General features: G+C 61.9%; 13 protein-coding genes and 1 pseudogene. 13 read left to right on the forward strand and 1 reads right to left on the reverse strand.

The window, feature by feature from the left end; all coding sequences use genetic code 11:
* Positions 1-106 precede the first annotated feature (106 nt).
* The 10 genes from mfd to NUW12_10020 all read left to right on the forward strand — a co-directional run bounded on the left by mfd (position 107) and on the right by NUW12_10020 (position 10603).
* Positions 107-3724: a transcription-repair coupling factor gene (gene mfd, locus NUW12_09975; protein ID MCR4403085.1), complete on the forward strand. Its 3618-nt coding sequence runs from the start codon at positions 107-109 to the stop codon at positions 3722-3724.
* A gap of 282 nt (positions 3725-4006) precedes the next feature.
* Entirely contained in the window at positions 4007-4570 is a 564-nt protein-coding gene (gene spoVT / locus NUW12_09980) for a stage V sporulation protein T (GenBank protein ID MCR4403086.1), read from the forward strand.
* Positions 4571-5009: 439 nt separating this feature from the next.
* A complete protein-coding gene (locus tag NUW12_09985; GenBank protein ID MCR4403087.1) occupies positions 5010-6689 on the forward strand; it encodes a polysaccharide biosynthesis protein in 1680 nt (559 codons plus the stop codon).
* Between the two features lie 44 nt (positions 6690-6733).
* Complete coding sequence (mazG, locus tag NUW12_09990) at positions 6734-7738, forward strand: nucleoside triphosphate pyrophosphohydrolase (GenBank protein MCR4403088.1); 1005 nt, start codon at positions 6734-6736, stop codon at positions 7736-7738.
* 126 nt (positions 7739-7864) lie between these two features.
* Positions 7865-8035: a hypothetical protein gene (locus tag NUW12_09995; GenBank protein ID MCR4403089.1), complete on the forward strand. Its 171-nt coding sequence runs from the start codon at positions 7865-7867 to the stop codon at positions 8033-8035.
* On the forward strand, positions 8028-8321 hold the full coding sequence (gene yabP, locus NUW12_10000) for a sporulation protein YabP (GenBank protein ID MCR4403090.1): 294 nt from the start codon (positions 8028-8030) through the stop codon (positions 8319-8321). The genes NUW12_09995 and yabP overlap by 8 nt, the downstream gene beginning before the upstream one ends.
* Entirely contained in the window at positions 8318-8782 is a 465-nt protein-coding gene (locus NUW12_10005; protein ID MCR4403091.1) for a spore cortex biosynthesis protein YabQ, read from the forward strand. The genes yabP and NUW12_10005 overlap by 4 nt, the downstream gene beginning before the upstream one ends.
* Positions 8783-8988: 206 nt before the next feature.
* A complete protein-coding gene (locus NUW12_10010) occupies positions 8989-9300 on the forward strand; it encodes a septum formation initiator family protein (GenBank protein ID MCR4403092.1) in 312 nt (103 codons plus the stop codon).
* Between the two features lie 166 nt (positions 9301-9466).
* Positions 9467-9874 (forward strand): S1 RNA-binding domain-containing protein, encoded by a 408-nt coding sequence (locus NUW12_10015; protein MCR4403093.1) that lies wholly within the window; start codon positions 9467-9469, stop codon positions 9872-9874.
* Positions 9875-10036: 162 nt separating this feature from the next.
* Positions 10037-10603 carry a DUF501 domain-containing protein gene (locus NUW12_10020; GenBank protein MCR4403094.1) on the forward strand — a complete coding sequence of 189 codons (567 nt, stop codon included), beginning with the start codon at positions 10037-10039 and terminating at the stop codon, positions 10601-10603.
* Here NUW12_10020 and NUW12_10025 read toward each other — a convergent pair.
* Positions 10524-11837, reverse strand: coding sequence for an MFS transporter (locus NUW12_10025; protein ID MCR4403095.1), 1314 nt, complete (start codon positions 11835-11837; stop codon positions 10524-10526). The two genes, NUW12_10020 and NUW12_10025, sit on opposite strands and share 80 nt — an antisense overlap.
* 108 nt (positions 11838-11945) lie before the next feature.
* Between NUW12_10025 and NUW12_10030 the strand changes: the two genes are divergently transcribed.
* From NUW12_10030 to hflX, 3 genes and pseudogenes are all read left to right on the forward strand, one after another.
* Positions 11946-12233, forward strand: a complete 288-nt coding sequence (locus NUW12_10030; protein MCR4403096.1) for a TMEM165/GDT1 family protein — start codon at positions 11946-11948, stop codon at positions 12231-12233.
* A gap of 176 nt (positions 12234-12409) precedes the next feature.
* Complete coding sequence (locus tag NUW12_10035) at positions 12410-13195, forward strand: type III pantothenate kinase (protein ID MCR4403097.1); 786 nt, start codon at positions 12410-12412, stop codon at positions 13193-13195.
* A gap of 26 nt (positions 13196-13221) precedes the next feature.
* Positions 13222-14334, forward strand: a pseudogene (gene hflX, locus NUW12_10040) (GTPase HflX).
* Positions 14335-14433 lie beyond the last annotated feature (99 nt).

The following is a 14433-nucleotide window of genomic DNA, read 5'->3' on the forward strand; positions in this document are numbered from 1 at the left end:
GCCGACGGCAGGTTCCAGCGGACCCGTTCCGAGCTTAATGGGATGACCGGGTCCAGCGCGACTGCCGGCTATGAAAGCCGATCCCAAATCCCAGGAGGAGTGCCTTTTGAACAGCTTTCTCTCAGTGCTCATGGAGTCCCCGGAGTTCGAGACCACGTCTTCCAGCCTGGAGAGAGGGATGCCGTCCCAGGTAGTGCTGGGCCTCACGGGGTCCATGAAAAGCTATGTCCTTGCTGCGCTGTACCGGAGCTGTCCGGTTCGTCCTTTCATCGTGGTCACATACAGCCCGCAGCAGGCGGAAAAGCTCTCAGGGGATCTTGCCACGCTGTTGTCTCCAGGAGAAGTCCTCACGTTCCCCGCGCTCGAGCTGTGGCCGCACGAAGAGGCAGCTGAGAACGCCGAACTGATCGCCCAGAGAATCGCGGTTGAGGCGCGCCTCGTAAGGGGCAGGCGGGCTCTGGTGGTCGTGACGGCTAGGGCCTTCGCGAGAAAGCTCGTTCCAGCACGGGTCTTCTCAGAGTTCGCGTTCGCTCTCAAGCCCGGCGAGAGGCACGATCGAGACCGTCTGGCGTCGCGTCTTGCGTCCATGGGGTATGAGAGAGCGGAGCTCGTGGAGAGGCGCGGGCAGTTCGCCACTAGGGGAGACATACTCGACGTCTTCCCTCCGGATAGTGCGTCGCCTCTGCGGATAGAGTTCTTTGACGACGAGATCGACTCGATAAGGGAGTTCGATCTCGAGAGCCAGCGGTCGAACCAAGGAGTCACGCACGCGGTCGTCGCCCCAGCCCGCGAGTTCCTCATCTCACCGGACGTGCGCGAGGCAGGGTTGGCCCGGCTCGAGGCGCAGGTTTCTTCCCAGCGCAGGCGGCTGGAGGGGTTAGGGCGCGTGGAGGAGGCGAGAGCGCTGGGGGTGCGCGCGGACACGGCCCTGGAGAAGTTCCGCGAACAACTCTACTTCGACGGCGATCATCAGTATGCTCCGGCCTTCTACGACGGACTTGGGACCATAATCGACTATGCCGCCGATCCCTTGGTGGTCGTGGACGAACCTGCCCGCCTGAAAGAGGCCTTCCTCGGTTTCGAGACGGAGGTGCGTGAGGCGTACAGCACGCTCCTGGAGACCGGGAGGGTGCTCCCGACGGAGGCTTCGCTCTTCTGTTCCTCAGAGGAGGCGATGGCTTGCCTCCATCGCAGACAGCGCGTGGAGTTCGTGCTGCTCGCCAGGGGTGTGGATCTCACTCACACCGACAGGGTCAGGTCGTTCTCAGGCAAGCCGGCAAGTCCTTATCATGGCAAGTTCGACTTGTTGGTCAGGGATCTCAAGGCATGGCGCAGGAAGAACCACCGGGTAGTCGTCGTGGTCACCACCGAAGACAGGGCGCGAAGGTTCCGCGAGGTCATGTCGGAGAACGGTATCGAGGTCACGTACGTGCAGTCCATTGCCGAGGAGGTCAAGCCCGGAAACGTCGTCGTGACCGTGGGGTCTCTCGAGAGCGGTTTCGAGTTTCCGTCGCTGCGCCTGGTGGTGCTCACAGACGTCGAGCTGTACGGAGCGGAGAAGCACAGACGCAGGCTGTCTCAGCCGGCTCAAACCCCCGGATCGCGGCTCGCAGCGTTCACGGAACTGCGACCCGGGGACTATGTGGTACACGTGGCTCACGGCATTGGGAGGTACATGGGAGTCAAGACGCTCGAGGCGGCCGGGGCGAAGCGCGACTACCTGTTGATCCAGTACGCGGGCGAGGACAAACTGTACGTGCCCACGGACCAGATCGGCCTGCTGCAGAAGTACGTCGGTCCGGAGGAGTCGCCGCCCAGGCTCTACAAGCTCGGAGGAACAGAGTGGAGCAAGGTGAAGGCCAGGGTGAAGGAGTCCGTCCGGGACATGGCCAGGGGTCTCCTCGAGCTGTACGCCGCGCGCGAAGCCATACAAGGTCACGCCTTCAGCGCTGACACGCCTTGGCAGAGAGAGTTCGAGGACGCGTTCCCGTACGAAGAGACTCCTGATCAGCTGAACGCCGTGGCAGAAGTGAAGGCGGACATGGAGAGGCCGAGGCCAATGGATCGACTGCTGTGTGGAGACGTGGGTTACGGCAAGACCGAGGTGGCGATCAGGGCAGCGTTCAAAGCGGTCATGGACTCCAAGCAAGTGGCAGTGCTCGTGCCGACCACGATCCTGGCGCAGCAGCACTTCACTACGTTCAAGGACAGATTTGCGGGCTACCCCGTAAAGATCGCTGCTCTCTCAAGGTTCCAATCTGAGTCGGAACAGCGAGAGATCTTGAGGGACTTGAGGAGGGGGTCCTTGGACATTGTCATTGGCACCCATAGGCTGCTTCAGCCTGACGTCAAGTTCAAAGATCTCGGGCTCGTGGTCGTGGACGAGGAGCAAAGGTTCGGGGTCGCACACAAGGAATTCCTGAAGGAACTGAGGAAGACGGTCGACGTTCTTACACTGACGGCGACCCCTATTCCAAGAACGCTTCACATGGCGCTCACCGGCGTCCGCGACATGAGCATCATCGAAACCCCCCCTGAGGACAGGTTCCCCGTACGGACCTATGTGATGGAGCACGATGACGCGGTGATCCGTGAGGCCATCGTTCGTGAGCTGGCCAGGGGCGGACAAGTATACTACGTGCACAATCGTGTGCAGACCATAGACTCCGTGGCGGTGTTCCTATCCCGCCTCGTTCCTGAGGCCAGGATAGCGGTGGCCCACGGCCAGATGCCAGAGGACAGGCTCGAGGAAGTCATGCTCAGGTTCCTCGACCACGAGTACGACGTGTTGGTTGCCACGACCATCATCGAGAACGGGCTCGACATAGCCAACGTGAACACGCTCATAGTGACCGATGCGGATACGCTCGGACTCGCCCAGTTGTACCAGTTGCGCGGCCGAGTGGGACGCAGCAACAGAGTGGCGTACGCATATTTCATGTACCATAGGAATGGCGTGCTCTCCGAGGTCGCGGAGAAGAGGCTGTCGGCAATCAAGGAGTTCACAGACTTCGGGTCGGGCTTCAAGATAGCCATGCGCGATCTGGAGATCAGAGGGGCTGGAAACCTTCTAGGAGCGGAGCAACACGGCCACATAGCAGCCGTGGGCTTCGAGCTCTACTCGCGGTTAGTGGAAGAGGCCGTGAGGGAGCTTCGCGGCAGGCCCGCCAAGGAGGAGAAGGCGGAGCCCGTCATAGACCTCGGCGTGAGCGCTTTCATCGGGGAAGATTATCTCGCCGATCCGAGGTTGAAGATCGAGATGTACAAGAAGATCAACGCTGCAAGGACAGTGGAGGACATTCGCGATCTCGAAGAGGAGATCGAGGACAGGTTCGGCCCCGCACCGGAGCCGTGCCGAAACCTGCTCACCATCGCACGCATCCGGGCCATCTCGAGGGAAATGGGGGTGGCCCAGGTGGCGTCCGAGCGAGACCAGGTGGTCGTGAAGCTGCTGCCCGGGGCGAAGGTTTCCCAGGACCAGGTCATGGAGGCCGTCAGGGCCAACAGGGGCAGGGTTTACGCGAACTTCGGCAAGAGCCCGTCCCTACGAATCAGGCGTTCAGGTCTGTCCGACGGGGATCTTCTGCGAGTCATAGAAGACACGCTCCATCTCGTTCAGGCCCGTTCTCCGGAGGCGTGGGAGGCGCGCCGACAGTACGACCAAGGAAAGCGCGGTCTTTCCGGAGGCGGGAAACTCGGTGGTCGTGCGACGTCCATTGGATAGCGGACATGGGCGTCTCACAGCCTCAGCCGGGTAGCTCTGCATGTTTGTTGCGTAGTTGGTTACCATATACTCTGCGAGACCGGGGTTGGAAAGCAGAGAAGGCGCAAGGCTTGGGCAGTGCGCGGCGCCTGGCGGGACGCGGTGACGTCGCGTTGCAGGCTGCGGGCTTGAAACGGTCGACGAGTATGTGGCAAAACTGAATAAAATTGTCATTAGAGTAATAGTCTATGGATGAACACGTAGATCAAACGAGATTATCTTGACTTGAGAGGAGGGACAACGGTGAAGGCCACGGGCATTGTAAGACGCATTGACGATCTCGGAAGGGTGGTCATACCCAAAGAGATCAGAAGAACGCTACGGATTCGCGAAGGCGACCCGCTCGAGATCTTCGTTGACCGTGAGGGTGAGGTCATCCTCAAGAAGTACTCGCCCATCGGAGAACTCGGCGATTTCGCCAAGGAGTACGCGGATTCGTTGTATGAGTCCACGGGACACATAGCGTGCATCGCAGATCGTGATGCCATCATAGCGGTGGCCGGTGGGCCGAAGAAGCAGTTCATGGACAAGCGAGTGTCCCCGGCAGTCGAGAAGGCCATGGAGACCCGCAGAGCCATCGTGATCAACGAGCCCGGAAAGCACGAGTACTGCGAGACTTGCCCCGTTGTTGAAGATGCCAGAGACTGCAAGTTTTCCAGCGAGGTGATAGCGCCGATCATAGCGGAGGGCGATCCCATAGGGGCTGTGATACTGTCGTCGATGGATCCCAACGTCAAGATGGGAGACTTGGAACTGAAGCTGGCCGAGACGGCCGCAGGGTTCCTGGCGAAGCAGATGGAACAGTGAGAAGTTGACTAGCGGGTCTACTGGGTAGCAGAATGGCGATAATTGGCGGCGGTTGTGGCGGAAGGGACGCCATCTCCGTGCAGGTGGATGTGGTGGCGGGCGGCGTGGAGAGCGCCTGAGGGCCGCTTACGGGGGTGACGCGACGCAAGCCAGCGAATGCCGTGCCGATAGCAGCAGGCAGTGAGCCGAGAAGGCTCGCTGCCTGCTCGTGCGAGGAGGATGCCGCGCGAAACGGCGAGACGGGCGCATGTTGCCTGCAGGTCGGCCCTGTAGTACAATTGGCTCGTGCATCTTCCGTCCAGCGGCCTCCGGACGTCGGCTCTGCTACCGGACCGTCCGCGGTGCCTGAAGGGGCTGACGAGAATCCAGTCGGGCCGCGCCACGGGAAGGGGCCGGAATACGGGACCCCGCAAGGCGGGGACGTGAAAGGCGTGAGTAGATGACGGGGAGGTCTCTCGTGAGGGGAGCGGCGATCCTCGCTGCGGCGGGCCTGGTCAACAGGTTCCTCGGCGCGGTCTCCCGGATCGCCCTGCCCACGCTCATTGGGGACGAGGGCGTCGGCCTGTACCAAATGGCTTATCCGGTCTATGGGGTATTTTTGGTGGTCTCGACAGCAGGCGTCCCGGTAGCGGTCTCCAAACTCGTTGCGGAGCAAACGGCGCGAAACAATCCTACGGGAGCCTTGAGGATCCTCAGAGTCGCGACGGGCATTCTGCTCTTGACGGGCACGTTCTTCTCAGTCGCCCTCGCTCTCGGAGCGGGTCCTATTGCCAGGTACGTGGCCCGCGACGCGCGGGCAGCTCTTGCCATAATGGCGGTTTCTCCCGCGGTGCTCATACTGTCTGTGACGTCCGCGTTCAGAGGGTATTTCCAGGGGCTACAGAACATGGGGCCCAGCGCGGTTTCACAGGTGACCGAGCAGCTCGTGCGTGTATCGACGATGGTCGCCCTTGCGTGCGTCCTCTTGCCGGCTGGTGTGGAGTTCTCGGCGGCCGGGGCGAACCTGGGTGCTGTGATTGGGGGCGCGGCGGGGTTCGTGGTGCTGCTCGTGACCTACTTCAGAACTCAGCACGTTCCCGGGTCCTGGCGCGTAACGTGGCCGCGGCTCGGCACGATGCTTGCTGAGCTTCGCACGGCGAGTTCGAGAGCCAGAGGCAATGACAAGGGTCCGCAGGGAGCCGAGGCGGACTACACCGAGTCAACACTGGCTGTCACGAGACGCATCTTCTCTCTTTCGCTGCCAGTAGTGTTAGCGGCAGCGATAATGCCCCTCATGCAGGTTCTCGACATAGCCATCGTGCCAATGCGCCTCGCTGACGCCGGGTTCACGCCGGAAGACACCACGAGACTCTTCGGGCGGCTCACCGGGATGGCCCAACCGCTCATGTACTTCCCCACCTTGGTTACGGCTGCGGTGGCGGCGAGCGCCGTGCCGGCGATCTCAGAGGCTCTCGCTCGACGTGACAGGGGCACTCTATCTGGAAGAGCCGAGGAAGCCATCAGGCTTGGGTTCCTGTTCGCGCTACCATCGGCCGTCGGGCTGTTCATATTCGCCAGGGAGTTCTCGCTCATGCTGAGATGGCCGGCAGAGGTGGAAGTGCCTCTGCGCGCGCTTGCCTTCGGCACTGTATTCCTCGCGCTGCAACAGATCACCTCGGGCATCCTTCAAGGCCTTGGAGAGGTTACCGTGCCGGTGCGTAACCTTGCGAAAGGGGCCGTGGCCAAGCTGGTGGTGAGCTTCGCGCTCACAGGCATGCCCGCGTACGGCATCAGGGGCGCGGCTCTTGGCACCGTGGCAGCGTTTGCCGTCGCAGGTCTTCTCAATGTGGCGGCGCTCGTGCGGATGCTCGGTTTGAGCGTTGATGTCATGAACACCGTGGTGAAACCCGCGGTGGGCGTCATAGCCATGGCTGTGTCGGCGCGCGCCGCGTATGGGGGATTCTACAGCGCGACGGGGAGCAACGTCCTTGGATCATTGGTCGCAATAGGCGTGGCTGTTGTAGTGTACGGGCTGGCGCTTCTTGCCACCGGAGTAGTCGGGCGGCACGAGATCGAGGTGTTTCCCGGCGGCAGACACATCGCGCAAGTCCTGCGAAAGCTAAAGCTGCTCCGTCGTTAGCCACGAAGCGGGCTGCAGCGCCTCGTTTGCCCAGGTGGGACGCCGTGCAGAATGCCACCCGCGAAGATGCCCGCGATGACGGCGGCGGGGTCGGCCAGGGCGACGAGGGCGACACGGCGAACGGGGTCTGCAGCGGAGTCCTTGGGAAGGTGCAGGGCATGTCGATGAAGCAGACAGGAGAAGAACGGACCGAGAAAGGACAGACAGGGCAAGAGCGGAACAGGGGTTCGTCGGACGCGGCGCACGACGAGTATTCCTTGGCCCCGCTGGTCGCGATCATGCGAAGGCTCCGGGGCGAGGGTGGATGTCCCTGGGATCGCAAGCAGACCCACGAATCCCTCAGGAGCTACGTGGTCGAAGAGGCCTACGAGGTCGTCCAGGCCATCGACGATCGCGACGACGACGAGCTTTGCGAGGAGCTCGGGGACCTGCTCCTTCAAGTGGCGTTTCATTCTCAAATAGCGAGCGAGTCCGGGCGGTTTGACGTAGCCGACGTCATACGAGGCGTTGTGGAGAAGCTCATCCGACGCCACCCGCACGTATTCGGGGACGTGGAAGCGAAGGACAGCAAGACCGTCCTTCGCAACTGGGAGAGGATAAAACAGAGGGAGAGAAAAGACGAGAGCGGCGAGGGATCGATCCTCGACAACATTGCCGGAGCCATGCCCGCCCTAATGAGGGCACTCAAGGTCCAATCGAAGGCGTCAAGGGTCGGCTTCGACTGGCCGGACGTGAGCGGGGCACTCGCGAAGGTCCGTGAGGAAATGGACGAGCTGGAAGAGGCACGGCGGACCGATGATAGAGCAAGGGTGGCCGAAGAGGTTGGCGACGTGCTCTTCGCCCTGGTGAACGTCGCGAGATTCCTGAAAGTGGACCCGGAGATAGCGCTGGGCCGCACGGTGGACAAGTTCATCTCCCGGTTCAAGCACATCGAGATGCGGGCGTGCGAGGCAAAACGCCGAGTGGAAGACATGACTCTAGACGAGATGGATTCACTGTGGGAGGAGGCAAAGACCAAGGCTCCATCCGGCGCGGACGCGAAGGGGTAGGTGGCTTGGGCGGTACGAGGATCTGATGTGCCGTGCCTCGCGCGTTCTGATCGGGGAAAGAACTGGGGCCTCCAGTTCGAGGAATGGACGCCAGACCTGCCTGCGCATTCAGGTGGGTCTTTTTTTATGGGGACTGGCATAACCATTCATCAAGGGAACCGGGCAGCGAAGGGCGCGACGGGTACCGTGGATGGGAATAGCTGCCCAGGTGTGGGCCTCGTGGGTGAGCGGCAATCGATGTTGGACCTACGTGTGGCGGCGGCATCCGAAACGTTGGGGGGGAACGTGGATGGTTGACGAGAAGAGGCGGATAACAACTGCGCCGTCACAGCACAAGGTGGTCGTCACCGAGCGTGAGACCATCACGGTGGACGGCGTCAGCAATGTGGAGAGCTTCGATGACCAGGAGGTCGTCCTTGAAACCACAGCAGGAATGCTCATGCTGAGAGGCAGGGAGTTTCACATCAAGCAGCTCAACCTCGACGAAGGAAACCTCACCATCGAGGGCTTCCTGGCAGGTTTGGAGTACGCCGAGGAAGTGGGGAAGAAGGCTAGGAGCTTCCTGGGGCGGTTGTTGAAGTGATCGAACCGGTCGGGTCGCAGGCGTTCACACTCCTCGTGACCGTGCTGACAGGTGTGATCGTCGGCATGTCTTTCGACCTGTACCGCGTGGCAAGATGCGTGTTCGGGTTGGGTCCGGTCTTGACCGCCGTGGGCGACATCCTGTTTTCGCTATTCGCCGCAACGGTCGCATTCACATTCCTCCTTGCCACCTGCTGGGGCGAGGTGAGGTTCTTCATGTTCCTCGGCTTTGGGGCGGGTTTCGCCGGGTACAGGGCTGTACTGGGGCACCGCGTCATAGGGGGCGCGGTGTCGATGGTGGAAGCGTGCCGGAGTCTGAGAAGACAGGCGAGTTTAGGAGTGCGTGAAGCTTCCTTCAGGTTGCGGCGGACCGCGGCGATGGTGCGGAAGCACGTTGCACGGGGACGCTTGGCGAGTAGAATTGCTCACAGAATGTTGCACCACCCGCGAAGGAGGAGCTGAGAGAGACCGCGTGATTCGCACCGCATGATCTGCATCGGGGTCTCAGAAGGGTTTCCCGGGACGGCGTCGAATAGACACCTCGGGCTGCGAGGGGCGCGCGGCAAGGATGAGATGAGTGTCAAGTCATCGAACCGCGGGAAGCGAGGGTGGTCCCCCTGGCCACGAGAGAGAAGACAACCCAATCGCCGTGGAAGCCCGTCAGGCGGGTGCTAGTCGGGCTATTCGTCTTCGGAGTGGCGTTTCTATACTTGAGAGCGTACTTCGAGCTTGTAAAGGTGAATTACCAGATCTCCGTGGTGGAGAAGGAGATCGCGGTCTGGGAGGCCAGGTGCGACGACCTGCGCAAGCAGATAGAGTTTCTCTCCAGCGACGAATACGTCGAAAAGGTCGCCCGCGAGGAGTTGGGCCTCGTGAAACCTGGAGAGGTGCCGTTCATAGTTGCCGAGCCCGGGAATCCCGACGCTTTCCCTGGTGTGGCGAAAAGGGCGGGCGCCGATCCCAAGAGTATCCGCGACTGAACGGCGGGGGAAGTGCGTGACGCGCGACCCTCCGCGCAGCACAGCGGATGCCGCAGCCGTTGGCTTGCTTTGGATTGACACACGGCGGGCTTACAGAGTATAATGGACTAAAATTTGGGTTGCGTATCGCGTTGACCAGGAGAACATGAGGGGGAGTTCACCAAGTATGCCGTCGCTCGAGGTAGGCAGCATCGTCGAGGGCCGCGTGACAGGCATCACGCACTTCGGGGCCTTCGTCGAACTGGCCGGGGGCCAGACCGGACTGGTTCACATTTCCGAAGTCGCTGACACGTACGTACGAGACATAAAGGACTATTTGAAAGAGAACGATATCGTCAGGGTGAAGGTTCTCGCCGTCGAAAACGGCAGGATCGGGCTGTCCATCAAGCAGGCCGATCCGAATTACCAGCCCGGCCGGGGTAGGAGGATGGGTGCGGCCGCACGGCAGTCCTTCGAGGAGAAACTCTCGAAATTCCTCAAGGACAGCGACGAAAGGCTGTCAGACCTCAAGAGGAGCCAAGAGTCGAAACGAGGCGGGCGTGGAACTCGTTACTCCCGTATCGGGGGCGTTTGAGTCATGCCTCGCCGGATTGCGGCGCTCGCGTGACTGTATCGCGGTGATGTCACGGCGCCGCTCGTAAGGCGCGTGCGCAGATCACAACAGGACAAGCGAACGAAAGAAGGCCGGTGCGCTGGTGCGACCGGCCCTTTTGACGCGATGGGATGGGGAATCCCCATGACCGATGAGGAGCTCGTGGAAAGGCAGATGGGCAGGAAACCGAGGGGCTTCGTGAGGGTGGCTACGCGATGCCCGCTTGGTCTACCCGAGACAATCGTCACGAAACCCGTCATGCTCAAGGGAGACGCAACGGACCGGAGGGAACGCGTGGAGCCCTTTCCCACGGTCTTCTGGCTCACGTGTCCCGGCGCCGTGCGCGCCGTGTCCGAGCTCGAGGCTCGGGGCTGGGTCAGGAGGCTGCAAGAGAGACTCGCGCGCGACCCGATGGCCTTTGAGGCTCACCTGGATGCCGCAAGGTCGTACGCAGACTACCGCGTGTCGCTGTTGTCTCCCGGGGAAGCTTCGCACCTGGCCAAGGAGCATCCGCGGCAGTACAAAGTCATAGCGTGCTCGGGCGTCGGGGGCGTGCTCGGCAGGTCGGGTGACGCCGGCGTCAAGTGCCTCCACGCCCACTACGCCGACTATCTGGCTCGAGGCGTGAATCCTATCGGCAAGTGGGTTCGTGAGCTGTTGACAGGGACCGCCCGTAGCTCATCCGCGTCTGCCTTTCCAGCGCCCGAGTGAGCGCTGCGGCCACCACCAGCACAGCAAGGACCAAGGTAAGAGCTATGCGGATGCCGAGAGCGTCTGCCATGACCCCTACACCCGCCGCTCCGAGGGACCCGGCCCCCCAAGCGACGCCCATCATGAAGGCGGAGACCGTGCCCGCCCTTGCTGGGGCGAGATCCTGGGCGATCATGGTTATGACCGGCATAGGGGCGTAGAGCATGATCCCACCCGCGGCGAGGAGCGCGTAGGAGACGGGCCCTTTCACGTGCAGAAATCCCAGAAGGAGGGGCAAGGACGCCAGCCAGGCCACGGTCATGAGCCTGAACGACCCCACCCTATCGGCGACTGGCCCGGCAATCATGATCCCTGCCGTCCCGGCGAACATGAACATCGAAGCCACGGACCCGTACGCCACGAGAGGAAGGCCCATCTCCTTGAGGTAGATGGGCAGGAACGTCGTGAAGCTCGTTGAGACCGACAGGCGCAGCGTAGCGATCACCCAAAGCATCGCGAGGGCGCGAGCGGGCACCGACCGGTCCCGGTCGGCTAGTTGGACTGCCGCGTCTTCCCCCCGGCTTGCATCGTCGCCGACAGTACCGTTGCTGTGATGAAAACTCGGAGTCTCCACCCCTACCCGACCGGGATCCCCACGATCCCCGCGTCGCGATCGAGGCCCTGAGGTTCTCGTCCGGGGGCGTCTCGCCGGGGCCTTCGGAGCGAACCGATAGATGAACAGCGAGACGAGCACGCCCGGAAGCGCCGTGACATACGTGTGGCCAATCCCGAGAGTGCTCACAACGGAAAGCAGGACGAGGGGCCCCAGAGCGTATCCGAGCTCTCCCGCGGTCGTGAAGGCCGACAGCATGAACCCCTTGCGGGTCTGGTCGATGGAACCGGCCATGGCCGCACCCTGTGGGTGAAACATGCCGGATCCTATTCCCCCAAGGATGAGCAAGACCACGAGCAGCGCTTCACTGCCAGCGAGCCCGATCGCGCACATGGCTGTCGCTGTGATCAAAGGTCCCAACACAATGAAGGCCCTGCTGCCGGACGTGTCAGCGAGGTGGCCGACCAGCGGCTGCACCAGAGAGGACGTGGTGGCGTACGCCGCGGAAAGCAATCCCGCCATCGCCAGCGACATTTCGAACCTCGCCACGAGCATCGGAAGGAGCGGTGTGAGGAACGCAGCATAAAGGTCGTTCGTGAAGTGGCCACATGTCACTGCAGCGAGTTCGAGACGTTTGCGCATGAATCATCATATTCGACCTCGCGGAAGGATATCCTTGCAAGCACGTAGAAGAAGCGGAAGAAAAGTTGCAGGTTGAGGACTGACTCACTCAAGGAGATGTGACCGGGCATGGATTGGAAGCTCTTCGCGCTGACCTTTACGACCCTGTTCCTCGCTGAGATGGGCGACAAGACGCAACTTGCGGTGTTCACGCTCGTGGCGCAGCACCGTCTGGTCGTCCCGGTTTTCCTCGGGGCCTCGCTCGCGCTGTCAAGCGTGAGCCTCATCGGCGCGCTCTTTGGGGGCGTAGTCTCGAGGTTCCTTCCAGCCGAATACCTGCAAATCGCTGCAGGTGTTCTCTTCATCGGGATGGGGGTGTTCATCCTGGTCCAGGCTGTTGCGAGGCTGGCGGGCTGATGCCCGTGCGGAGGAGCTCTCATGCGTTCGCTGAACGGTGTCTGCACCTTCTTGGAACAGGCAGTGAACTGGCCTCAAACGGGTGTGGACCGGCTGAGAACCGAATGGGAGATGAAGCGGGAACAGGCTGGCAAGTGGCGGAGGAGAGGCCGGAGGCCGAGGGGGAGAAGGACGAAATGATACTCGTGCTCGACATCGGCAACACAAACATCGTCATGGGTGTGTATGAAAGAGAGCGTCTCATAGCCAGCTGTCGCATGGCGACGGACCGGCAGAAGACGGCGGACGAATATGCCATGCTAATCCGCGACCTCTTTTCGTATCACGAGATCGACTTCTCCGGCGTGAGCGGCGTCGCCATCTCGTGCGTGGTGCCACCGGTCATAGGCACATTCGAGGATCTCGCAAGGCGCTATTTCCACTGTGAACCCGTTGTCGTCGGGCCTGGGGTCAGAACCGGCATGGTCATCCGGTACGAGAACCCGAAGGAGGTAGGTGCTGATCGAATCGTGAACGCCGTGGCAGCGTATGAAAGGTACGGAGGGCCCGTGATAGTGGTGGACTTCGGCACCGCTACGACGTTCTGTGCCATATCCGCCTCCGGCGAGTACCTCGGCGGCGCCATCGCGCCCGGCATCGGCATATCGAGCGAGGCTCTCTTCGCGCGGGCGGCAAAGCTGCCCAGGGTAGAGCTGACAAAACCCAGGAGCGTCATAGGGCGAAGCACCGTCTCGAGCATGCAATCGGGGATCATATACGGGACGGTCGGACTCGTGGACGAGATAGTGAAGAGGATGAAACGCGAGATGGGCGGCGATCCGAGAGTGATAGCCACCGGAGGGTTCGCGCCTCTCATAGCGGAAGACTCGTCCGAGATAGATGTGCTGGATCCCAACCTCACCTTGGAAGGCCTGCGCATATTGTTTGAGAGGAACGCGCCGGCTCAGGCGGCCGGCATTTGACTGGAAGGGCGCGGGCACCGGCTCTCGTGCCCGTCCCAGTTGGGGGCTTGTCGCGTGTTCATGGGAGTGATGGTGGTCTGAGAGATTCGGTTGAGAGAGCGATAACCGTCGGGCTCGAGCTGCCCGGCGCGCGATGGTGGGAGATAGAGGACTCTCTCGATGAACTCGGCAGGCTTGCGACGACGGCCGGCGCCGAGGTGGTGGGCAGGGTCGTCCAAAAGAGGGCTCGGCCCGACCCGGGAACGTACATAGGGGAGGGCAAGGCCCGGGAGCTCGCGGCCACGGTCATCATGTCCCACGCAGACCTCGTGATCTTTGATGATGAGCTGAGCCCCGCCCAGCAGCGCAACCTCGAGGACATAATAGGCCTCAAGGTCATCGACAGGACCTGTCTAATCCTCGACATCTTCGCGTCGAGGGCGGCGAGCAAGGAAGGCAAGATACAGGTGGAGCTCGCTCAGCTTTCATACCTGCTTCCGAGGCTCGCAGGCAAGGGAACAGAGCTGTCCCGCCTGGGCGGCGGCATCGGCACGCGCGGCCCCGGAGAGACCAAGTTGGAGACGGACAGGCGGCGGATACGTAGGCGCATCGCTGCTCTTCGCGGTGAGCTTGACGAGATCGCGAGGAGGCGTGGATATCAGAGATCTCGCCGCAAGGAAGCGGGATTGCCTGTCGTTTCGTTGGTAGGCTACACCAATGCTGGCAAGTCAACGCTCTTCAACGCGCTCACAAGGGCCGGCGTGCTGGCGGAGGACAAGCTCTTCGCCACGCTTGACCCGACGATGCGCAGATGTAGATTGCCGGGAGGAAGAACCGTGCTCCTCGCGGACACGGTTGGGTTCATACGCAAGCTCCCGCACGAACTCGTGGCGGCCTTTCGCGCCACGCTAGAAGAGGTTGCCCAAGCCGACATCATCTGCCACGTAGTTGACGCGAGCCATCCGGGCAAGGACGAGCAGTGCGCGGCTGTGGAGGCCGTCCTCGCCGACCTCGGTCTCCGGGAGAAACCGACTTTGACCGCGCTCAACAAGATCGATCTAGTCCCGGGCGAGCTCGAAAGAGAGCGGCTTCGCGTGGAGCACCCCGGCGCGGTTTTCATCTCCGCACGTGAGCGGAGCGGGCTTTCCGACTTGCTCTTGCAGATGGAAGCTCTCCTCGGGAGCCACAGAGGGGACCTCGAGCTCGAGAAGCTCCCGACTACCTGTGGCGCCTGCGCTGGCATCGGCACCGGGGTTCGT

It is taken from the genome of Bacillota bacterium, assembly GCA_024653485.1.
Lineage (GTDB): Bacteria > Bacillota > SHA-98 > UBA4971 > UBA4971 > UBA6256.

Excerpts from the sequence above, each read along its gene's own strand:
- NUW12_09985 (MCR4403087.1), top strand. The coding sequence starts at position 5,010 with ATGACGGGGAGGTCTCTCGTGAGGGGAGCGGCGATCCTCGCTGCGGCG.
- NUW12_09995 (MCR4403089.1), top strand. The coding sequence starts at position 7,865 with ATGGGGACTGGCATAACCATTCATCAAGGGAACCGGGCAGCGAAGGGC.
- yabP (MCR4403090.1), top strand. The coding sequence starts at position 8,028 with ATGGTTGACGAGAAGAGGCGGATAACAACTGCGCCGTCACAGCACAAG.
- NUW12_10015 (MCR4403093.1), top strand. The coding sequence starts at position 9,467 with ATGCCGTCGCTCGAGGTAGGCAGCATCGTCGAGGGCCGCGTGACAGGC.
- NUW12_10020 (MCR4403094.1), top strand. The coding sequence starts at position 10,037 with ATGACCGATGAGGAGCTCGTGGAAAGGCAGATGGGCAGGAAACCGAGG.
- NUW12_10025 (MCR4403095.1), bottom strand. The coding sequence starts at position 11,837 with ATGCGCAAACGTCTCGAACTCGCTGCAGTGACATGTGGCCACTTCACG.
- NUW12_10030 (MCR4403096.1), top strand. The coding sequence starts at position 11,946 with ATGGATTGGAAGCTCTTCGCGCTGACCTTTACGACCCTGTTCCTCGCT.
- NUW12_10035 (MCR4403097.1), top strand. The coding sequence starts at position 12,410 with ATGATACTCGTGCTCGACATCGGCAACACAAACATCGTCATGGGTGTG.